The 19,641-nt window shown below is 70.7% G+C and carries 22 protein-coding genes; 10 read left to right on the forward strand and 12 right to left on the reverse strand.

What is annotated here, in order from left to right; all coding sequences use genetic code 11:
- Positions 1-44: 44 nt before the first annotated feature.
- A complete protein-coding gene (locus ACSHV8_RS25385; protein ID WP_436536413.1) occupies positions 45-596 on the reverse strand; it encodes a hypothetical protein in 552 nt (183 codons plus the stop codon).
- 495 nt (positions 597-1,091) lie between these two features.
- Positions 1,092-1,973: an NAD-dependent epimerase/dehydratase family protein gene (locus ACSHV8_RS25390; protein ID WP_436536414.1), complete on the reverse strand. Its 882-nt coding sequence runs from the start codon at positions 1,971-1,973 to the stop codon at positions 1,092-1,094.
- Between the two features lie 117 nt (positions 1,974-2,090).
- Here ACSHV8_RS25390 and ACSHV8_RS25395 point away from each other — a divergent pair, with 117 nt between their 5' ends.
- Together ACSHV8_RS25395 and ACSHV8_RS25400 are read left to right on the forward strand one after the other, a co-directional pair.
- The gene (locus ACSHV8_RS25395; RefSeq protein WP_436536416.1) at positions 2,091-2,990 is read left to right on the forward strand and encodes a LysR family transcriptional regulator; all 900 of its coding nucleotides are present in this window, start codon (positions 2,091-2,093) and stop codon (positions 2,988-2,990) included.
- 45 nt (positions 2,991-3,035) lie between these two features.
- The gene (locus ACSHV8_RS25400) at positions 3,036-3,803 is read left to right on the forward strand and encodes a DUF2127 domain-containing protein (protein ID WP_436536418.1); all 768 of its coding nucleotides are present in this window, start codon (positions 3,036-3,038) and stop codon (positions 3,801-3,803) included.
- 27 nt (positions 3,804-3,830) lie between these two features.
- On the opposite strand, the gene ACSHV8_RS25405 is transcribed toward ACSHV8_RS25400, so the two are convergent.
- Together ACSHV8_RS25405 and ACSHV8_RS25410 are read right to left on the reverse strand one after the other, a co-directional pair.
- Entirely contained in the window at positions 3,831-4,388 is a 558-nt protein-coding gene (locus ACSHV8_RS25405) for an ATP/GTP-binding protein (RefSeq protein ID WP_436536420.1), read from the reverse strand.
- A 26-nt stretch (positions 4,389-4,414) separates the two neighbouring features.
- Positions 4,415-4,960 carry a hypothetical protein gene (locus ACSHV8_RS25410; protein WP_436536422.1) on the reverse strand — a complete coding sequence of 182 codons (546 nt, stop codon included), beginning with the start codon at positions 4,958-4,960 and terminating at the stop codon, positions 4,415-4,417.
- A 161-nt stretch (positions 4,961-5,121) separates the two neighbouring features.
- Between ACSHV8_RS25410 and ACSHV8_RS25415 the strand changes: the two genes are divergently transcribed.
- A complete protein-coding gene (locus ACSHV8_RS25415) occupies positions 5,122-5,343 on the forward strand; it encodes a DUF6896 domain-containing protein (protein ID WP_436536424.1) in 222 nt (73 codons plus the stop codon).
- On the opposite strand, the gene ACSHV8_RS25420 is transcribed toward ACSHV8_RS25415, so the two are convergent.
- Both ACSHV8_RS25420 and ACSHV8_RS25425 read right to left on the reverse strand, forming a co-directional pair.
- Positions 5,344-5,769: a GntR family transcriptional regulator gene (locus tag ACSHV8_RS25420; protein WP_436536426.1), complete on the reverse strand. Its 426-nt coding sequence runs from the start codon at positions 5,767-5,769 to the stop codon at positions 5,344-5,346.
- Positions 5,766-6,452: a hypothetical protein gene (locus tag ACSHV8_RS25425; protein ID WP_436536428.1), complete on the reverse strand. Its 687-nt coding sequence runs from the start codon at positions 6,450-6,452 to the stop codon at positions 5,766-5,768. Before ACSHV8_RS25425 ends, ACSHV8_RS25420 begins: the two co-directional genes overlap by 4 nt.
- Before the next feature lie 261 nt (positions 6,453-6,713).
- On the opposite strand from ACSHV8_RS25425, the gene ACSHV8_RS25430 reads away from it, so the two are divergent.
- From ACSHV8_RS25430 to ACSHV8_RS25445, 4 genes are all read left to right on the forward strand, one after another.
- A complete protein-coding gene (locus tag ACSHV8_RS25430) occupies positions 6,714-10,130 on the forward strand; it encodes a S8 family serine peptidase (protein ID WP_436536430.1) in 3,417 nt (1,138 codons plus the stop codon).
- 139 nt (positions 10,131-10,269) lie between these two features.
- Positions 10,270-10,731, forward strand: coding sequence for an NUDIX domain-containing protein (locus tag ACSHV8_RS25435; protein WP_436536432.1), 462 nt, complete (start codon positions 10,270-10,272; stop codon positions 10,729-10,731).
- Between the two features lie 5 nt (positions 10,732-10,736).
- Positions 10,737-11,459 (forward strand): hypothetical protein, encoded by a 723-nt coding sequence (locus ACSHV8_RS25440; RefSeq protein ID WP_436536434.1) that lies wholly within the window; start codon positions 10,737-10,739, stop codon positions 11,457-11,459.
- Between the two features lie 72 nt (positions 11,460-11,531).
- Positions 11,532-12,053: a DUF4262 domain-containing protein gene (locus ACSHV8_RS25445; protein WP_436536436.1), complete on the forward strand. Its 522-nt coding sequence runs from the start codon at positions 11,532-11,534 to the stop codon at positions 12,051-12,053.
- 38 nt (positions 12,054-12,091) lie between these two features.
- On the opposite strand, the gene ACSHV8_RS25450 is transcribed toward ACSHV8_RS25445, so the two are convergent.
- From ACSHV8_RS25450 to ACSHV8_RS25465, 4 genes are all read right to left on the reverse strand, one after another.
- On the reverse strand, positions 12,092-12,697 hold the full coding sequence (locus ACSHV8_RS25450) for a DUF998 domain-containing protein (protein WP_436536438.1): 606 nt from the start codon (positions 12,695-12,697) through the stop codon (positions 12,092-12,094).
- Positions 12,698-12,724: 27 nt separating this feature from the next.
- On the reverse strand, positions 12,725-13,462 hold the full coding sequence (locus tag ACSHV8_RS25455) for a peptidylprolyl isomerase (protein WP_436536440.1): 738 nt from the start codon (positions 13,460-13,462) through the stop codon (positions 12,725-12,727).
- 36 nt (positions 13,463-13,498) lie between these two features.
- Entirely contained in the window at positions 13,499-14,707 is a 1,209-nt protein-coding gene (locus ACSHV8_RS25460; RefSeq protein WP_436536442.1) for an MFS transporter, read from the reverse strand.
- Between the two features lie 97 nt (positions 14,708-14,804).
- Positions 14,805-15,164 (reverse strand): hypothetical protein, encoded by a 360-nt coding sequence (locus tag ACSHV8_RS25465; RefSeq protein WP_436536444.1) that lies wholly within the window; start codon positions 15,162-15,164, stop codon positions 14,805-14,807.
- 162 nt (positions 15,165-15,326) lie between these two features.
- Here ACSHV8_RS25465 and ACSHV8_RS25470 point away from each other — a divergent pair, with 162 nt between their 5' ends.
- Positions 15,327-15,749: a response regulator gene (locus tag ACSHV8_RS25470; protein WP_436536446.1), complete on the forward strand. Its 423-nt coding sequence runs from the start codon at positions 15,327-15,329 to the stop codon at positions 15,747-15,749.
- On the opposite strand, the gene ACSHV8_RS25475 is transcribed toward ACSHV8_RS25470, so the two are convergent.
- Positions 15,730-17,007 (reverse strand): PP2C family protein-serine/threonine phosphatase, encoded by a 1,278-nt coding sequence (locus ACSHV8_RS25475; protein ID WP_436536448.1) that lies wholly within the window; start codon positions 17,005-17,007, stop codon positions 15,730-15,732. The two genes, ACSHV8_RS25470 and ACSHV8_RS25475, sit on opposite strands and share 20 nt — an antisense overlap.
- A 163-nt stretch (positions 17,008-17,170) precedes the next feature.
- Positions 17,171-18,058, reverse strand: a complete 888-nt coding sequence (locus tag ACSHV8_RS25480; protein WP_436536450.1) for an alpha/beta fold hydrolase — start codon at positions 18,056-18,058, stop codon at positions 17,171-17,173.
- Between the two features lie 82 nt (positions 18,059-18,140).
- On the opposite strand from ACSHV8_RS25480, the gene ACSHV8_RS25485 reads away from it, so the two are divergent.
- Together ACSHV8_RS25485 and ACSHV8_RS25490 are read left to right on the forward strand one after the other, a co-directional pair.
- On the forward strand, positions 18,141-18,722 hold the full coding sequence (locus tag ACSHV8_RS25485) for a TetR/AcrR family transcriptional regulator (protein ID WP_436536452.1): 582 nt from the start codon (positions 18,141-18,143) through the stop codon (positions 18,720-18,722).
- A gap of 7 nt (positions 18,723-18,729) precedes the next feature.
- Complete coding sequence (locus tag ACSHV8_RS25490) at positions 18,730-19,638, forward strand: MBL fold metallo-hydrolase (protein WP_436536454.1); 909 nt, start codon at positions 18,730-18,732, stop codon at positions 19,636-19,638.
- Positions 19,639-19,641 lie beyond the last annotated feature (3 nt).

The raw sequence follows: 19,641 nt of genomic DNA on the forward strand, positions 1-19,641 counted from the left end.
AGGTACTCCTCCGTCTTCCCGGCTGGTATCCGACTCGCGAGTCGTCATCGGCGGCCGAGCCGCGCATCGGTCAGCCACTTCGGCACGCCGATGTCGTAGATCTCGCTGGTCAGCAGGGCCGTCTGGTTTCGCCAGCCGCGCAGCACCTCGGCGACCACGCTCTCCGTCTCGGCCAGGAACTCCGATTCGGACAGTGTGGACACCGTACCGTCGGTGACGGTCACGTCCCAGCGCACCAGCCCTCGGGTGCTGACCTCCAACCGGCCCCGGGCCGATCGGCCGCGCACCATCAGTGCGGCCTGTCGATCGCGAAAGTCGGACTCCTGCGCGGTCTCGTACCGCGTGTTACCAGCCCCAGGCGGCAGGTCACGGTACGCAGCCAGGATCTCGTCGTACTCGCGCCGATATCGGGCAAACAGCACGGCGGCAAGTTGCCCGAGCTGATGCCCGAGCTCGCTGTCGGAATACTGGCGGTAGGAGCGATCGCGGAACTGAACGCGGGCCTGAGGTGGGCTACCAACCGAGCCGGCGATCTGCCCGTCCGGTGAGTCCGCGCGAACAGACAGCACCGACAGCCGGTCAGCAAACTCGCCCATCGCCCCTCCCTGTCGTGGTCACAGCAGCGAATATGAAGACATCTGTCGATCTGCGTCGGCCGGTAAACCGCGCCGGCGGGCATAGCGATCGGTCGGGTCACCAAGGCAGGACAACTGCCTACCTACTACCTCGTACGCTCCCGCTCGCCGATGGGTTCACGGCGTCGGCACCGACGGGCGGGCATCATGATCGTCTCGCTCGGGCAACAGCCGGTAGGCGATCAATGGTCAGCCAACGTGCATAGAGCGCCGGCTCCCCTGATCACCCTGAGCTTCACCATCGGCCACTCGATCAGCTGGCACTGGCCCTGCCGGGCTGGGGTGGCGCCGCCGTCGCGATGGGTCGAAACCGCGATCGCGGCCACCATCGTCATCAGAGTCGTGCGCGCGGCTCCGGTAGCACCGTAGGACCGGGGAGCGGAGCCCCCGGTCACACCGGCTGCTTCATGATCGTTCTCGGTTGCCGTAGCCGTGCATCGGTTCCGTGCCCGGCGGTCAGGACGGGTCGTAGCCGCCGGCGGCGAACTCGTCGATCAGGGAGCGGCGGGACGGCTTCCAGCCCAGTTCGCGGCGGGCCTTCTCGCCGGTGGCCTGCTGGTCGAGCAGCAGTGCCTCGCCGAACCCGCCGAGCCGTTCGACCAGTGCGGCGGCGTCCTCGGCGACCACGCGGCCGTCGAGGCCCAGCCGGCGGGAGGCGACCTCGCCCAGTTCACGGACCGTCGGGTTGTCGCCGCTGACGCCCAGGTACACCGAGCCGGTCTCGGCCTGCTCCAGGGCGGCCACGTACAGCTCGGCCAGGTCGTCGACGTGCACGCTGGTCCAGTGCTGGGTGCCGGGGCCGACCAGGCGCAGCGCGGCCGGGTCGCCGGCCTGCTCCCCCGCGAACACCAGGGTGGGGATGCCGACGCCGTTGCCGTAGACCAGGCCCGGCTCGATCAGGACCGAGCGGATCCCGGGTGCGGCCAGCACCCGCGAGTCCAGCTCCTCACGCCAGGCGACGAGCGCAGGCGCGTTGCGCGGGGTCTGCTCGGTGATGTCCGGGGCCGAACCGTGCACCCACACGCCGCCGGTGCGCAGGAACGCGGCCCCCGGGGTCAGGCCGTCGAGGACCGCCTCGGCGAACGCCGTCTCGACGGTACTGCTGGTCGCGTCGCCCGGGGACGCGGTGGCGATCACGGCTTCGGCGGCGGCGGCCAACCGCCGTACGAGAGCAAGGTCTTGAATGTCACCGATGACGGCGTCGGCGCCGGTCGAGCGCACGGTGGCCGCCTTCTCCTCCGAGCGCACCAGCGCGGTGACGGAGTGGCCGGCGGAGATCAGGGCGGGCAGGAGCGCCGAGCCGATGTGGCCGGTGGCGCCGGTCAGGAAAACGTTCATGGTGCCGAGCTCCTCGATCAGGATCGGATGTCTTCCTCCAGCCTGCCAAGGCGAGGTGTTCGCCACCAACGAATAGTAGCGATATGCCTTATCGTCCGGGGCGATTACGATCGGCGCGTGGAGCAGCGTCAACTGCAGTATTTCGTGGCCGTCGCCGAGGAGCTCAACTTCACCCGGGCCGCCCAGCGCAGCCACGCCGTGCAGTCGACCGTCTCGGCGAGCATCCGCGCGCTCGAACGACACCTCGGCGCACCCCTGTTCGAACGCAGCACCAGCAAGGTCTCCCTCACCGAGGCCGGCAAGGCGCTGCTGCCCGAGGCCCGCCGGGCCCTCGACGCCCTCGACCAGGCCCGCGCCGCCGTCGCCGGCCTGCGCGAAGGGCTGACCGGCAGCCTGCGCGTCGGCACCCTCTCCGGCCTGACCGCCGTCGACCTGCCCGGCCTGGTCAGCGACTTCCGCGGCCGCCACCCGGCCGTGCGGCTGAACCTGAGCATGGCCGCCGGCGGCACCGACGGGCTGCTGGCCGCGCTGCGCGCCCGCGAACTCGACGTCACGTTCGTCGGTGTGCAGGCCGCGAGCGTGCCCGACCTGCACCTGGAACCGATCGCCGACTTCCAGCCGCGGCTGCTCGTGCCGGCCGGCCACCCGCTGGCCGGGCAGTCCACGGTGAGCCCGGCGGCGCTGGCCGACGAGCCGTTCATCGACCTCCCACCCGGATTCTGCAACCGCATCCGCACCGACAACGACTTCCGTCGCGCCGGCATCACCCGCACCATCGCCGTCGAGGTCAGTGACATCACCACCATTCCCGGGTACGTGGCGTCCGGCATCGGCCTGGCCCTGGTGCCGCCCCTGGCCGCCGAGGACGATCACCGGGTCACCTCGGTCGACCTCGACCCGCCGGCCGCGTCGTGGACCCTGGCCGCGGCCACCCTGGGCGGGCGCACGCCCACACCGGTCGTGCGGGCGTTCCTCGACCTGGTCGACGCCCACGTCGTACGCCGGGACCGGTACTAACGCGCGACCGGATGACCCGATGTTGTATCAACTTGGGTTGTGGACATGAACCTGTTGGTCTGCGGGCGTCGCGGACACCTGACATATGCGCCGGTCGAGGACGACCTGCGCGACCGGCTGCACGCCCAGACCTCGCTCGGGTCGGCCTGGCGCTGCCTGCGCTGCGGCACTTTCGTGCTGGGTGAGCCCCGGATGAGCGGACCGGCCGCCGATGCTCCGCTCGTGCCGCGGGGCCGGGCCCTGCGTGACGCGGTGATCCTGCGGCTGCTGGCCGTCGAACGCTTCATCAAAGGTGTGTTCGTGCTCGCCGCCGGCTACGGCGTGATCCAGTTCCGGGACAGCCGCGACGCCATCCAGCGGGCCTTCCACGAGGACATTCCGCTGCTCAAGCCGTTCACCGACAAGATCGGCTGGAACCTGGAGAACTCGGCCGTCGTCGAGACGATCCGGCGGGTCGTCGAAGCCCAGTCGGACACGCTGCTGTGGGCCGGCATCGCCCTTATCGGGTACGGGGTACTGCAGCTCACCGAAGGGGCCGGCCTGTGGCTGCTCAAGCGCTGGGGCGAGTACTTCGCGCTGGTCGCCACGTCGTTCGGCCTGCCGATCGAGATCTACGAACTGACCGAACGCCTGACCTGGTTCCGGGTCGGCGCCCTGGTCATCAACGTGGCCGCGGTCATCTACCTGCTGGTGTCCAAGCGCCTGTTCGGGATTCGCGGCGGCCACAAGGCGTACGAGGCCGAACGCCACGAGATGAGCCTGATGGAGGTCGAGCACGCGGCCTCGCCCGAAACGGTCCCGGTGGCCGGATAGTCCACCGCCGTCCGGCCCCGGTCCCGATCACGACCGGGCCGGGGTTCTCCGGTGCGGGCCGAGGGCGGCCAGAACCGTGTCCAGCCGATCGTCGAGCGGTCCGCTCAACTCCAGCACCGGGATGTCCGTCCACGCGTCGAGCGGGTCGTCGTACACCAGCTCCAGCAGCGCATCGTTCATGCGCGAGCGAAGACCCGGCAGCTCGGCGGCGGGCAGACTCCGCTCGGTCTCCGGCGTGACCGCCACGACGACCAGCAGATCGAGAGTCGCGAAGGCCGGGCGCAGTGAACCGGCATCGACCTGCTCCGACCAGTCCACCCCGATCGCGGCCAGGTAGGCGAGATAGTCCAGCGGCGAACGGTCGAAGACGACCCCGGACGCCGACGGCGCCCGCAGACCCCGGATCGAGCAGGCCAGCATCGCCCGGTAATCCTCCGACGAGGGCGGGAACCCGAACTCGTAGCCCTGCTCCTCCAGAAGGTAGTACGGCTCTTCGGCCATGACATGCTCCGGCAGGTGCGCACAGAGCGCCTCGGCCAGCGTGGTTTTCCCGGTCCCGTGCGTACCGGAGATCGCAATCCGCATCCGTTCCCCCTCGAAGAACCGCCGGCTCAGCCGGCCCCGGCCAGCTCGCGAATCATCCTGATCAGCTCGGGCGCCCGGGGGCCGCGCTGCTGCAATACCGCTTTGAGATGGTCCTGGGCATTACTGCCGGCGAACTGCATGGTCGCCGCCCCGGCCGGCAGGGTGATGCCCACGTAGGCGAGCCTGGGATCGGCGGTCTCCACCAGCTCGACGCCGGAGGTCAGGCCCCACGAATGCTGACGCCAGAGCTGATCGTCGGAGAGCGCATAGCCCGTACCGATGGACGCGAACGCTCCGTCGATCCAGCCGGACGCGACATTGCGGTGGCACTCGCCCGGCTCCCCCGGCAACTGGCGAACCGGAAGGCTCACGAGGGAACCGCCGGCGAGGAGGGCGTCCAGGTCGGTCTCCGGGCCACGATGCGGGACGACAAGAGAACCGCCGAACGTCAGCAGGGTTCGGCACCAGGTGCGCCAGCGCTCTGCGTACCCCTCGTCGACGTCGGGGTAGGCGTCGACGCGAGCGCGGTAGAGCCTGAGCAGGCGCTCACGCTCATCGGGAGAAAACGACACGGGCGGAGGATAACTCCGGTTCGGCTCGCGTCACTGGTCTGGCTCCCGCTCCCGTCGTGGAGAAGAGCCGATCAGCGGCTAGCTTGCACGCGTGAGCTTCGACCTGTTCGCCCAGCGATTCGAGAGCGGCGATGCGGCGGCGATGGACGGCGGGGTGCCGGATGATCGCCCCGGACGGCCGGGAGGTCGACGTCGATCTGGTGGACGATCCCGAACTCGATCGGCGCGTAGAGGCCTTCGATTCCTGGCGGATCCGGTGGTTTCTCGGCGAAGCCGCCGAAGACAGGTACACCAGCGACGAGATCAACGCGGCTTGCACCGAACTCGCCAGGAGCGGCGTCTTACGCGAGGTCGTCAGCGGCCGGTGGTACGCGCTCGGCTGACTACCCAGAACCAGGCTCGGGAACGAGCGTGACGGCCGCTCCGGCCGGTCCGGCCAGGGCGGCGTCCAGCGCGGCGCGGAGTTCGGGGTCGTCGGCGCCGAGCTGGCGCGCGGCGAGGACGTACTCCTGGGCCCGCTCCAGAAGGGACGCGGCCCGGGCCTCCGGGGTCAACGTCGTGACGGCCGCGACCCGCGTTCCGGCCGCCCGCCGGGTCGTGACCAGGCCGGATGCCTCCAGCTCCTGATAGGCCCGCGCCACCGTGCCGTTGGCCACGCCCAGGTCGGCGGCGAGTTGCCGTACCGGAGGAAGCTTTTTGCCCGCGGGCAGCAGACCGTGCCTGATCAGGTCGGCGATCTGGTGCCGGACCTGCTCGTAGGGTGGCACCGCCGAGCCCGGTTCCAGCCGGATGGCCGGTTCGGCGGTCACGGGTGGGCGACGACGAGCGCGCGGTCGTTGCCGGTGCTGTGCTGGGGCCGGAGCAGTTGCCCCGCGTAGTACGCGAGGGTGGCCAACCCCAGTCCGGCGAGCGCGCCCAGTGCCACGCCCCAGGCCGGGACTCCTCCGCCACGCCAGTCCAGCTGCGAATCCGCGTACCAGAAAGTGGTTGAAGTAAAAATGGTGGCGGTCAGGGCCGCGTAGGCGTGGGCGAGACGGTTCACGATGGCGTGGCGCCCGGTCTCGTTCGCGACCGCGCCGCTTCTGACCACCAGCCACACCGTGACCAGGGTCAGTACGGCGGCCGCCGCGAGCGTCACCCAGCTGGTCACGAGGGTGACGGGTGCCGCCGTCCCGAAGTACTCGATCTCGTGGTCGGGACGAGCCGGTGTGCGGAACCACCACGTCACGGCGGCGAGCGTCAGCTCCAGTGCGAGGCTGACCACGACCGGGGCCACCGGCAGATAATCCCGGATTCGACGGGTACGCAAGGTGGCCGTCATGAATTCGCCCGGCGGCCGTCGGGACACCGCCTCACCGGCCAGGACGCCGATGGCCAGGCACAGTGCCAGTACGACCGGGGCGAGGTCGAACAGGTAGGTACGGGTCAGCACGAACCCGATGCCCGCACCGAGCCCGAACCCCAGTAGACGGCATCGCCCAGCGGTGTCCATAGCGCCTCCTTGTATCGAGTGAACGGTACAAGGAGAACAACCAGCCGGCCCTTGTGTCAACAGGGCGGTACAAGCGTCTTCGGGAAATTGCCCCTTTCATACCTGATTTTGCTCGGCCTTTAGCATTCACTCGCAACGATGACCATGACATTTGACTCTTGTGCGTCCAGATAGGGCGATCAATGCTCCGCATTGATCTACGTGGGGTTCCCCCCGGTCGTCGTATGCGAGGAGCACTGCATGCCATTTATGGCAAGAGGGGTGCTTGCAGCATCTCTCGCCTCTATCGGAGCACTGGCCGTTGCCTATCCGGCACCGGCGCTTGCCGCGCATCCCGTAGTCAAGCTGCCGGCCACCGCCGGCCAGCCGGCTCGGGGCGTCATCGTCATCCTGCGCGACCAGCACAAAGACCTGGCTTTCACGCGCAGTGCGAACTCGCCCCGCGCGCAGGCCGACAAGAAGGATCAGGCCCCGGTCATCTCCCGGGCCAAGTCCGCCGGCATGCGCGACGTCCGCGGCTTCACCAGCGTCAACGCGATCGCCGCGACCGCGACGACCGCGCAGGTCTCCGCGCTGACCGCCGATCCGACGGTCGCCGCGGTCTACCCGGACCTGCCGATCACCAAGGCACCGACCGGCCCCGACGCGGCCACGCCGGCCGCGGGCGCCGGAGCGGCGCCAGCGGCCTCGTCGATCTGCCCGGCCGACCCGTCCAAGCCGCTGCTGGAGCCGGAGGCTCTGCAGACGACGAACACCGCCTTCGCCAACCCGGCGACGCCGCAGGCGCAGTCGCTGGCCACCGGCGCGGGCGTGAAGGTCGCCTTCCTGGCCGACGGTCTCGACATCAACAACCCGGACTTCATCCGGGCCGACGGCAGCCACGTCTTCGTCGACTACAAGGACTTCTCGAGCGAGGGCCCGGACGCACCCAGCTCGGCCGCCGAGGCGTTCGGCGACGCGAGCTCGATCGCGGCCCAGGGCCTGCACACCTACGACCTGGCCGACTTCGTCAACCCGGCCCACCCGCTGCCCAAGGGCTGCACGATCACGGTCCGCGGTATCGCGCCCGGCGCGAGCCTGGTCGGCCTCAAGGTGTTCGGCAACGCCAACACCGCGCCGACCTCGCGCTTCATCCAGGCGCTGGACTACGCGGTGAACGACGCCGGCGTCGACGTGATCAACGAGTCGTTCGGCGGCAACCCGTTCCCCGACCTCGGCAACGACCCGATCTCGCTGGCCGACGACGCGGCCGTGGACGCGGGCGTGACCGTCGTGGCGAGCACCGGTGACGCCGGCACGACCGGCACCATCGGGTCCCCGGCCAGCGACGCCAAGGTGATCTCGGTCGCGGCGACGACCACGTTCCGGTCGTACGCCCAGACCGGTTCCTCCGGCTTCCCGTTCTCCAACGGCACCTGGGCCAACGGCAACATCTCGGGCCTGAGCTCGGGCGGTGTCACCTCGCACGGACGGGTGCCCGACCTGGCCGCCCCCGGTGACCTCGGCTGGGCGCTGTGCACGCCCGACACCGAGATCTACGAGGACTGCGTCAACTACAAGGGTGCGCCCGCGTCGATCCAGGACTTCGGTGGCACCAGCCAGTCGTCGCCGTTCACCGCCGGTGCGGCGGCCCTGGTCATCCAGGCCTACAAGAGCGCCCACCACGGTGTCCGTCCGGCCCCGGCGCTGGTCAAGCAGCTGCTCACCAGCACCGCGACCGACCTCGGTCACCCCGCCTACGAGCAGGGCGCCGGCCAGCTCAACACGCTGGCCGCGGTCCGGGCCGCGCTGAGCTACAAGGACCGCAACGGCTCGCCGAAGGCTCAGGGCACCGCGCTCGTCGTCGACAAGACCCAGCTGGTCACCGACGGGCAGCCGGGCGGCACCACGACCTCGAAGCTGGCGATCACCAACGTCAGCGGCAACACCCAGAAGGTCAACCTGTCGACCCGTACGCTCGGGCCGGCCACCAGCACCCAGTCGGGCACCGTCACCCTGAACACGGCGACCGCTCCGGCGTTCATCGACCAGATCGGCATCGCCCGCAGCTACGTGGCCCAGAAGTTCAAGGTGGGGATCGGCGCCGACCGGCTCGACTTCTCCATCGCCGGAGCCGCCGACCCGTTCGCGCTGCGCATCATCCTGATCGACCCGCAGGGCGTCTACCAGGCGTACTCGATTCCGCAGGGCGCGGGCAACTTCGGGCACATCGACGTGCGCTACCCGTCGTTCGGCACGTGGACGGCGTACCTCGGCCTCTCGCAGTCCTCGGGCTTCAACGGCCCGATCACGTGGCAGGCGACCACGTCGAAGTTCACCGGCTTCGGCTCGGTGTCACCGTCGACGCTCTCGCTCGCCCCGGGGGCCACCGGCACCGTGAAGGTCACCACCAAGCTGCCGAAGAACCCGGGTGACGTGAGCGCCTCGGTGCAGCTGTCGACCCCGCTCGGCCTGGTCACCTCGGTGCCGCTGACCGCTCGGACGCTGATCCCGACCAGCGCCGGCAGCAACACCTTCCGCGGCGTGCTGACCGGCGGCAACGGCCGTTCCGGGGCCGGCGGGTACGGGCAGAGCAACGCCTACTACCTCGACGTCCCGAAGGGCAAGAAGGACCTCGGCATCAGCGTCAGCGTGGCCGACCCGGCCGTCACCTACTACGGCGTGCTCACCTCACCGGACGGCCAGGTCTACTCGTACCAGAGCAACCTGTACGCCGACGCGGCCGGCCAGGGCGTGAACGACAAGGCGCTGCAGATCTACCGGCGTAACCCGCAGGCGGGCCGCTGGCTGCTGACGCTCGACTTCACCAACCCGCAGAGCGGCCTCGAGGTCGCCCAGCCGTTCACCGGCAAGGTCACCTTCAACACGGTCAAGGTCAGCGCCGCGCTGCCCAACGGCTCGTCGCTGAAGGCCGGCAAGGCGGTCACGGTCCCGGTCAAGGTGACCAACACCGGCGCCGCTCCGCTGACCTACTTCGCCGACGCCCGGCTCAACACCGTCGGCGACCTGCCGCTGGTCGAGCTGAGCGGCAACGCCACCACCGCGCTGCCGGTTCCGGCCGGCGTGTACCCGCAGTGGCTGGTGCCCTCGGAGAGCAAGCAGCTGACCGTCCAGGCCGCGGCGACCCAGCCGGTCAACCTGGACCTGTTCTACAGCTCCGGTGAGCCGGAGGTGTACTCCTCGGCCCAGGGCAACGGCGCGCTCGTCCGCGTCCAGGCCCCGCAGGTGTCGCCCGGCCTCTGGGCGGCCGACATCGGGCAGACCGGCCCGTTCGACGGCCCCGCCCCGGCCGGCTCGGTCTCCACCGCCGCGGTGGCCCAGGGTCAGCTCTTCGACCCGGCGGTGACCTCGTCGACCGGTGACTTCTGGCAGCTCGGCGTCGGCACCGGCGACGAGGCGGCGCTGGCCGCGCTCAAGGCCGGGGCCAAGGCCGGCAAGTTCGTGGCTCAGGCCACCGGCCAGCCGGCCGCGGCCACCGAGGCGAACGCCGCCGCGGCCGACGTCCCGGCTCCGGTGCTGCTCCAGCCGGGCCAGAGCACGACGATCCTGGTGACCATCACGCCGAGCGCCGCCAAGGGATCGACCGTGAAGGGCCACCTGTACGTCGACACGATCAGCCAGGTCACGCTCGGCGGTGACGAGCTGATCGACCTGCCGTACAGCTACAAGGTCAGCTGACACCCGGCAATTCGCAAACAGGTGGGGGACGGCGCATCGCCGTCCCCCACCTGCATTCATGCGATTCGCCCGGCCGCCGGCTTCGCCTGGCGATCACCAACAATTATCGGGTACGGCCGGAGCACCGTAACGTGTCCTGATGGCGATGTCCCCGCACCTGGCCCGGCTACGGGCGCTGATCGGCCACGAACAGATCCTGCTGCCGTCGGTGTCGGTCATCGTCACCGACGATCGCGGCCGGCTCCTGCTGGTGCGCCATTCCGGCGACCACGACGGGTGGGCGGTGCCCGGCGGCGCGGTCGACCTCGGCGAGTCCCCGGCCCGGGCGGCCGCACGGGAGATCCTGGAGGAGACCGGCATCCGCATCGGCGAGCCGCGGCTGCTGGACGTGCTCGGCGGCGCCGACTACGAGGTCACCTACCCCAACGGCGACCGGGTCGCCTACGTCACCGCCGTCTACCGGGCCGACGTCGCCGACGGGACGCCCGCCCCCGACCGGGAGGAGATCAGCGAGCTGGGCTGGTTCGCCCCGCAACAGCTCCCCGACCTCAACCGCTTCACCGCCGCGCTGCTGCGAGCCACCGGCCACCTCGCAGGATGAGCCACATGCCGTTCGCTGTCCCCGGGCCCGTCTTCTACCGTCGGCCCGAGGCCGTGGGCACCGCCCTCGACGTCGTGCCGGCCCTCGCCAGCTGGGACAAGGCCGGGTCGCCCGGTCAGCTCCGCTCGGCCGCATTCATCGAGGAAGTCCGTTCTGCCGTCACCGAGCCGGCGCAGGCCGCGCCCGGCACGCTCGCGCTACGCCTGGACATCGGGCTGCCGGACAGCGTGCCGCTGCTCGCGCTCAACGATCTCGACAACTACCTGTTCCCCCTCGTCCCGAGGCTGGCGAAGCACCTGGACCGGCAGTTCGTTTCCGTGTGGGCGACCAAACGCCACGCGGCCACGTCATCGGTTGCCGTCGGCGAAGCCCGCACGGTCGACGACCCGGGTGGGACGTGCTCGTTCGAGGTGCGGACAACCGCATCAGCGACCAGCATCATGTACAAGCAGCAGATCCGCGACCAGATCACCGTGGCCCGACCGCTGCCGGACGGCGGCGTCGACCTCCAGCTGGCGTTCGTCGTCGGACCTGGCCGAGCCTGGGCCAACCTGTGGAAAGCCACCATCGACGCGCTCGGCCCGATCCTGGGACGCGCCCCGGGCGCCACCGAGTGGAACGTACGCGACGGCCGGATCACCGACCTCGGACTGCACTGCACCGTCGACCCCACCGGCGGTGACGACGTCCTCATCGCCCTCCGGGCCCGAGGCACCGGCATCCGGTAGAGCAGGCTGCTGACGATGCTGCGGACGGACTCCGCCCGCCGGGACGTCACGGCGACCGCATACGCTCTGTGCGTGTTCGAATCTTCGCGGATCTGCCGCTGCGTGATCTGCCACGACTACGGCGATCGGGACGAGTACGACACCGCCGACCGTGGCGTGATCGACAACGTGGAGACGTTCGGGTGGAGCGTCACCGGTGTTCCCGCCGACGAGAACGGGCCGGGCTGGTCGTACACGATCGGTCGCTGGCACAGCCGGGGCGAACCGGAACTGGCCATGTTCGGCCTCGACCTGAACACCATGCAGTCCTGCCTGAACATCCTCGGCAAGCGCGACGCCCTGGCCGACGGTCAGGCCCATGAGGACGTCGTCAACGGATATCCGCTGCGCCTGAGGACCGTCGAGCCGGGCTGGTTCAAAGCGTTCTTCGGCCAGGGCATCTGGTTCTACCGGCAGCCGCCCATCCCGTTCCTCGAGGTCGTCTGGCCGGACCGGGACGGGGCGTTCCCGTGGGACACCGGCAGCCTCTCCCAGCCGCACCTCTGGCTTCCGCCCGACGAGCATCCCCAGGGCGTCTGGACCCAGGACATCTGACCGTCGCCGGGCGGCCGGCCAGCTGATGCGCTCGTAGGTCAGCGCGATGCTATCCAGGACCGAATGGACCCGGGCCGGCCCTGGACAAACAGCGACACCGTCACCACCAGGGGCCAGAACGCCTGCGCGCCGGCCGCGACACGCTCGGCCAGGCCGACCCGGACGCCGGTCCCGAGGGACGTGGCGAACCAGGCCACCAGGGCGAGCAGCACCACGGCGGCCAGGCACGACACCGTGGCCCGCAGCGTCGCCGGGACGGGGAGGTGCCGGCGCCAGGCGAGGGCCGGCCACACCGACAGGGCGGCAAACGCCAGGCCGGCCGACACCGCATGAGCCGGCGCCGGCCCGGCCACCGGCAGCGGGAACGCCGCCACCAGCAGGGTCGCCACTCCCCCGGCGCCGAGCGCGACCCGGCCGGGCCCGGCCGCCGGGGACAGGCCCAGCGCGGTCAGCACGTGACAGATCCCGACGCACACCAGGGCCGTGGTCATCAGCCACCGGTCGGCGGCGTGGTGCCCGGCCAGCGCGCTGATCGTCTCGACCGTGCTGTCGAAGCCGCCCGGTTGGCGCCGCGCGGCGAGCGTCCAGCCGCCGATCAGCGCCACCGGCGCGACCGCCGAGGACGCCAACGCCCAGGATCTCACCGTCCTATTGTCGCGACCGGGGACGGCTCAGTGACGGCGGACGTCGGCCTTGCGGATCTCGGTGCGCCGGGCCGGTGTCCCGTCGACCGGGGCCGGGTCGTCGGCGGTCGGCTCAATACCGCCGGCCGCGACACGGTCGAGGGTGGTCAGGCCGCGAGGAGTCACCTGCCCGAAGATCGAATAGTTGGGGCGCAGCGCCGAATCGCCGTACACCAGGAAGAATTGACTGCCGTTGGTGTCGGGGCCGGCGTTGGCCATCGCCAGCACACCCCGGGCGTAGAGACGACGGACACCGGTCGGGTCGGTGGGCGCGGGCGGCAGATTCGTGGGCAGCTCGTCACGGTAGCTGTAGCCGGGGCCACCCTCACCGGTTCCGGTCGGGTCCCCGCACTGCAGAACCTTCAAGGTCGGGTACGCGGTGAGCCGGTGGCAGATGGTCCGGTCGTAGAACCGGTGCTGAGCCAGGTGCAGGAAGCTCTGCACGGTGCAGGGCGCCTCGGCCCGGTCGAGCACCAGCGGGATCTGCCCCAGGTTGGTGCGCAGCACCACGGTGACCGTGCCACGGTCGGGGGTGTGCCGCGGGTCGCGGGGCAGCGGCACCGGGCGGGCGGCCGGCTCGTCCGGTGTCGGGGTGTACTGGCACGGGCCCGCCGTCGGGCCGGTCGGGCCGTGGGCCGCGGCGGGCGACGCCACGGCCACCAGCGCGACCAGGGCGGCGACGGCAACCGTCAGGGATCGACGAAACTGGACCACACTGTCCTCCATTGATCGACTCCCGCCAATCTATACGAGGACTGCGGCCTACCTCACCCCCGCCGGGGTTGAGGGGGCCAGCGCGCCGCGGCGGCCGAAGGTCCAGATGGTGAGGGCCAGGACGCTCAGCGCCATGCCGGCGATCGTGATGGCGGGCCAGCCGCCGGCGTTCCACAGCAGGGTGGCGCCGGCCGAGCCGGCCGCGCCGCCCAGGAAGTTCCCGGTGATGTAGACCGTGTTCAGGCGGCTGCGGGCCTCGTGCGAGAGGGCGAACAGCCGGGTCTGGTTCAGGATGTTCACGCCCTGGATCGCCGCGTCCAGCAGCAGGATCGCGACCACGATCAGCACTACCGAGTGCCGGCCCAGTCCGGCGATCACGAACGCGATGAGGATCAGCGCCCAGCCCAGCCCGGTGGCCGGCAGCGACAGCCCGCGGTCGTGCAGGCGCCCGGCGCGCTGGGCGACCGTGGCACCGGCCAGGCCGGCCAGACCGAACAGGCCGATCACCGGGGTCGGATAGTCGAACGGCGGCGCGCTGAGCAGGAACGTCAGGGCCGTCCAGAACATGGTGAAGGCGGCAAATCCGGTGGCGGCGAGCGCGAGGGTCCACCGTACGGAAGCAATTTTTGTCATTGCCGCGACCGAGGCGATGAGTGCCGGATAGGCGATGCCGGTCTTGGGCGCCAGCCGTGGGACGGCCCGGTGCAGCAGGGCCGCGACCAGCACCGTGACCACGGCCGCGGCCAGGTAGATGGCCCGCCAGCCGGCCACGCCGGCGACCAGACCGGCGATGGTCCGTGAGGTCAGGATGCCGACCAGGATGCCGGAGGCGACGGTTCCGACGGTCCGGCCGCGGTGGGCCGGCTCGGCGAGGTCCCCGGCCAGCGGGGTGAGGATCTGACCGGACACCGTGGTCACGCCGAGCAGGGTGATCGCAGCCAGCAGGAATCCGAAGTTCGGGGCCAGCGCGCACAGCACCAGCGCGGCCGCCGCGCACAGCAGCATGACCGGGATCAGGCGTCGCCGGTCGAGGCGGTCGCCGAGCGGCACGATCAGCAGGATGCCGGCGGCGTAGCCGAGCTGGGTCGCCGTGATCAGCCAGCCCATGCTGCCGTGCGGTGTGTGCAGGTCGTCGCCGATGATGTCGAGCAGCGGCTGCGCCCAGTACAGGTTGCCGACGGCGGCGCCCGCGGCGACCGCGAACAGGAAGGTCAGGCCGCGGGTCATGGGCCGGGGGCCGGCGCTGGGAGCAGTCACGGATACCCATTCAACCGAGTGCGGCGAGGTCGTGACGACTTCTGAGGTACTCGTCACCGCACCCGGCCGGTGCGGAACCGGCCGGGTCTCGGGACGCTCAGGAGCAGTACGCGTCGACTCCCCAGGTGTTGGGCTGCATCACGCAGGAGTGCGTGTACTGGTAGCTCCAATTGCTGTCGTAGACGTCGAACCAGACCTGCCCGCCGCTCCAGCGGTGGTTGCCGGTGACCGTCCAGCCGGAGCCGTCGTAGTTGGCCCAGCCGTAGTTGTACCAGTTGCCGCCGTCGTACCCGGAGACCCAGGCGTGCCCGCCGGCCGGGCCGTTGTACAGGTAGAGCAGCTGGGAGGTGCTGCTGGTGGCGGCCGCCGCCGGGGCGGACGACATCGTCAGGCCGCCGGCGACGGAGGCGATCGCCAGACACGCGGCGACGGCGGCGGTACGGAGTTTCCTGGCCACGAAAAGTCCCTCGGTAGTTCCGGAAAGCGTTACGGCCTCACCTTGAACGGGCGCCGTGGACGATTCATCGACAGAACATAGAGCGGGTGGTGAACGGGCATTCGGCTTCGGTGGCGGCCGGGCAGGCGCATGCTGTTATTCAGCCGAAGGGCGGGGATCGTCATGACCGTACTGCTGCTCGCCGAGGATGACGACGACATCGCCACGGTCCTTGTCCGGGTGTTTCAGCGCGCCGACCTGACGGTTCTGCGCGCGCCGGACGGCGCGACCGCGTTCGCGGCGCTGCTCGAGGACCGGCCCGATGTGGTGCTCACCGATCTGGGCATGCCCGGCATGGACGGGTGGGGACTGATCGAGGCGATCCGCCACCATCCGCATCTGGGTGACCTGCCGATCGCGATCTTCAGTGGGCAGGTGCAGCCCGGTGATCCGCGGGTCGCCGAGTCCGGTGCCTGCGCCCTGCTGTTCAAACCCTGCCCGAACGAGGTGCTGCTGGCCACGATCCAGCGGCTGGCCGTGCTCGGCCGGCACGGTCACACCGGCGGAACCGCCCTGTGCCTGGAGCTCAAGCTCGTTCCGCTGTGATCGGCACGTGCAGGACCAGGACCGCGGTGTCGTCGTGGACGTGGCCGCCGGTGAAGCTCATGGCCGCTTCCTCGATGGTCGCGACCAGCTGCTCGGCCGAGTCGGCGGTGGCGGCGGCGAGCAGCTCGTGCAGCCGTTCGATGCCGAACATGTCCCGGCGGTCGGCGGGCCGGGCCTCGGTGAGCCCGTCGGTGTAGAGCACCAGGCTGTCGCCCGGGCGCAGGACGGTGCGCTGCTCGCGCAGGGCCGGCCGGTCCCGCCAGCCCAGCAGCAGTCCGTGCCGGCCGAGCGTCTCGACCCGGCCGCCGGCGCGGCGGATCAGGGCCGGGTCGTGGCCGGCGCAGCTGACGCGCACGCTCACCCCGTCCGGGTGGGGGCGCACGGTGGCGTAGACGGCGGTCAGGAACTGGGTGTCGTCGGTGTACCAGGCGCGCAGCGCGGTGTTGAGGGTGACCAGGTTCTTGGCCGGGCCGGCGCACCGGACGGCGGCCGCCCGCAGGGTGAACCGGGCCAGCGCGGTGGTCTTGGCCGCCTGCGGGCCCTTGCCGGACACGTCACCGACCACGATCGCCCAGGCGTCGCGGACCGACGCGAACACGTCGTAGAAGTCGCCGAAGACCTCGGCCGGACCGCCGGCACCACGGCGGTAGCGCACGGCGACCTCCACTCCGGGAACCGGCGGGAGGTGCGGCGGCAGCAGGCTCATCTGCAGGGTCTCGGCCAGCTGCTCGGCCCGCGCGGCGGCTGCCTCGGCGTCCTGCAGGGCCTCCCGCAGGGCGATCTCGCCGGCCGCGGCCTGGGCCAGGGTCTGCAGGATCTCGATGTCGTGCGGGGTCCACTGCCGGACGACCGTGTCGACCGCGCAGAACGTGCCCAGCACGTAGCCGTCCGGGGAGCGCACCGGAAAACCGGCCCAGGCGGCGACGCCCATCGACGCGATCGACGGGTTGTCCGCGGTCATCGGGTCGGCGCGGGCGTCGGGCACGATCACCTCGGCATCGGCGCCGATGACGTACCGGCAGAACGACTCGTGCACCGTGTTCTGCCGATCGGCCGGGTCGTCGCTGTCGACACCGACACAGCTTTTCCAGTACGAACGGGTCTCGTCGACCACGGTCACGAACGCGTACGGCGCGCCCAGCAGGGTCGCCGCCAGCCTGGTCAACCGGTCGAACGCCTCCTCCGGGGCGGTGTCCAGCAACCCGGTCCGGCGCACGGCGGCCAGCCGGGCCACGTCGAGGACGCGCGCCGGCGTCATCGTCGGAACACTCATGACCCAGTCACAGACACATGGTGACCATAGGCGCCCGGCGACCCCGCCGTCGAACCGTTGCCGTACAGCAACGAAATACCCGGCTGACGCCGTACGGGAAACGCGTTCTTGATCTTGATTGCGACGCCCCCGGCCAGCCGGTCGCCGGTCAGTTGCGGGTGAGGATGAAGTCGGTCAGGGCGGTGGCGACGGCTTCGGGCTGCTCGTCGGGGATGAAGTGGCCGGCGCCGGGCACGACGACCCCGGTCACGTCGTCGGCCCACGGGCTGATCGAGGCCGCCATGTCCGGAATGGAACCGTGGCTGCTGGAGATGCCGAGGACCGGCAGGCTCAGGTGTCCCCGTTCGAGCGCCGCGTGGTTCTCGCGGGCCGACTCGGCGGCGTCCCGGTAGTAGGCCAGGGCGGCGCGCAGCCCGCCGTCGGCGGCCAGGGCGGCCGCGTAGTGGTCGATCTCGGCGTCGTCGAACGCGTCGGGCGAGAGGGACTTCGCTTTCAGGAACCAGGCGACGTAGTCCCGTTCCCGCCCGGTCAGCAGCGTCTCGGGCAGGTCGGGCACCAGGTGGAACGCGAAGTGCCAGGTCTTCCAGGCCCGGGCCGGGTCGGTGGGGATCGACTCCGGCAGGGTGATGCCGGGGATCCCGGCGTCGAGCAGCGCGACCCCGCGCAGTTCGCTCGCGAACTTCAGGGCCAGCGAGAACGCGACCCAGGCGCCGACGTCGTGACCGGCCGGCGAGTAGGTCGACACGCCGAGCGCCTTCACCGCGGCGTGGACCCGGGCCGCGACCGTGTGCGTGTCGTAACCGTGCTCCGGGCGCTCGGAGTGGCCCTGCCCCGGCAGGTCGATCGCGATCACCCGGAATCGATCGGCGAGTGCGGGCATCACCTGGCGCCACGCCCACCAGGTCTGCGGGAATCCGGCCAGCAGGACCACGGCCGGCCCGGCCGGCCGGCCGCCTTCGACGGCGTGCAGACGGACACCGTCGGCGTCGACCCAGCGGTGGGTGAAGCCCGCCAGGTCGTTCAGGGGAAGGTTCATGGGGTCGGACGCTAGCACATCTTGAACCGATCGTTTCAAGATAGGATGATGGTCAGCGCCCATCGACAGCGAGGAAGCACCCGTGGCCGGCAAGAAGCAGTTCGACATGGACACGGCCCTGGACGCCGCGATGATCCAGTTCTGGCGGGCCGGCTACGCCGCCACGTCGGTGGACGACCTGTCCCGGGCGACCGGGCTCAATCGCAGCTCCATCTACTCGTCGCTCGGCGACAAGGACACGCTCTTCCTGCGCTGCCTGGATCGCTACGCCGCGCGCTACGGGGAGAAGTACGACGCCGCCCTGTCGGGTGCGGCCGCCGATCCCCTGGCCGCCGTCCGCAAGTTCTTCGACGTCACCCTCGCCCGCATCGCCGATCCCGGAACGCCGGACGGATGCCTGGTCGCCCAATCGGTGATGGCCGTCCCGACGCTGAGCCCGGGCGTCGCGGCCCACACGAAAGACGCGCTGGACCGGCAACGCTCACGTCTGCGCGCCGTTCTCACGGCCGACCTGGCCGAACACGTGCTGGCCGTGAACCAGTCGCTCGCCGTCATGAGCCGGGCCGGGGCGAGCCCGGCCCAGCTCCGGGCGATCGTGCGCGTGACCCTCGACGCACTGTCACCGACATTGCGGGCGGACGTCGCACCTCCGGCCCTGACATGATCACCGGATGATCGATTTCCGGACCCCGGCCCCGGTCACCGGCTCGCTGGACGTCACCTGGAACCACGGCCGCCGCGGCGAGCCGGAGATCCAGACCCACGCCTACGACCAGCACACAGTCATCCTGCGGCAGAGCAAACGGCTCGACTACGAGGCGCCGTTCATGTTCCTGCTCTTCGGCAACGACCGCGCGCTGCTGCTCGACACCGGCGCCACCGACTCGTTCCCGTTGCGGACCACCGTCGATGCGTTGATCGAAGACTGGCTCAAGACCAACCCCCGCGAGGGGTACGGCCTGGTGGTCGCCCACACGCACGGCCACGGCGACCACGTGGCCGCCGACGCGCAGTTCGCCGACCGGCCCGCGACCACGATCGTGCCCCACGACGAGGCGGCCGTCCGCTCGTTCTTCGGCTTCGGCGACAAACTCACCGGCTCGGTCTCCTTCGACCTGGGCGGCCGGGTCCTCGACGTGCTGGGCACCCCGGGCCACCACAGGGCGGCCATCACGATCCACGACCCGTGGACCGGCATCCTGCTCACCGGCGACACCATCCTGCCCGGCCGCCTCTACATCGAGGACTACCAAGCTTTTCGTACGAGCATCGACACGCTCGTCGCGTTCGCCGAGACGCACCCGATCACCCACGTCCTCGGCTGCCACATCGAGATGACCCGCCGGCCGGGCCGCGACTACGCCCTGGGCGCGCAGTTCCAGCCCGACGAGCGCGCCCTGCAGATGACCGCCGCCAACCTCACCGACATCCGGGACGCCACGATCCGGGCCGCCGGCCGGCCCGGCATCTACCCCCACCCGGACTTCATCCTCTACGTCGAGCCGGGCCGACGCGAACAGCGCAGCCTGCTCGCCCGCGCCCGATTCCGGCAACGCCAAGAAAAAACCCTCAACCCCTGACGA

It is taken from the genome of Actinoplanes sp. HUAS TT8 (assembly GCF_051380535.1).
In the GTDB taxonomy this organism is placed as follows: Bacteria; Actinomycetota; Actinomycetes; order Mycobacteriales; family Micromonosporaceae; genus Actinoplanes.

Coding starts and splice junctions, on each gene's coding strand:
- ACSHV8_RS25440 (WP_436536434.1), top strand. CDS start 10,737: ATGCCGTTCGCTGTCCCCGGGCCCGTCTTCTACCGTCGGCCCGAGGCC.
- ACSHV8_RS25405 (WP_436536420.1), bottom strand. CDS start 4,388: ATGCGGATTGCGATCTCCGGTACGCACGGGACCGGGAAAACCACGCTG.
- ACSHV8_RS25390 (WP_436536414.1), bottom strand. CDS start 1,973: ATGAACGTTTTCCTGACCGGCGCCACCGGCCACATCGGCTCGGCGCTC.
- ACSHV8_RS25385 (WP_436536413.1), bottom strand. CDS start 596: ATGGGCGAGTTTGCTGACCGGCTGTCGGTGCTGTCTGTTCGCGCGGAC.
- ACSHV8_RS25475 (WP_436536448.1), bottom strand. CDS start 17,007: ATGACGCCGGCGCGCGTCCTCGACGTGGCCCGGCTGGCCGCCGTGCGC.
- ACSHV8_RS25490 (WP_436536454.1), top strand. CDS start 18,730: ATGATCGATTTCCGGACCCCGGCCCCGGTCACCGGCTCGCTGGACGTC.
- ACSHV8_RS25435 (WP_436536432.1), top strand. CDS start 10,270: ATGGCGATGTCCCCGCACCTGGCCCGGCTACGGGCGCTGATCGGCCAC.
- ACSHV8_RS25415 (WP_436536424.1), top strand. CDS start 5,122: ATGATCGCCCCGGACGGCCGGGAGGTCGACGTCGATCTGGTGGACGAT.
- ACSHV8_RS25480 (WP_436536450.1), bottom strand. CDS start 18,058: ATGAACCTTCCCCTGAACGACCTGGCGGGCTTCACCCACCGCTGGGTC.
- ACSHV8_RS25400 (WP_436536418.1), top strand. CDS start 3,036: ATGAACCTGTTGGTCTGCGGGCGTCGCGGACACCTGACATATGCGCCG.
- ACSHV8_RS25470 (WP_436536446.1), top strand. CDS start 15,327: ATGACCGTACTGCTGCTCGCCGAGGATGACGACGACATCGCCACGGTC.
- ACSHV8_RS25455 (WP_436536440.1), bottom strand. CDS start 13,462: ATGGAGGACAGTGTGGTCCAGTTTCGTCGATCCCTGACGGTTGCCGTC.
- ACSHV8_RS25425 (WP_436536428.1), bottom strand. CDS start 6,452: ATGGACACCGCTGGGCGATGCCGTCTACTGGGGTTCGGGCTCGGTGCG.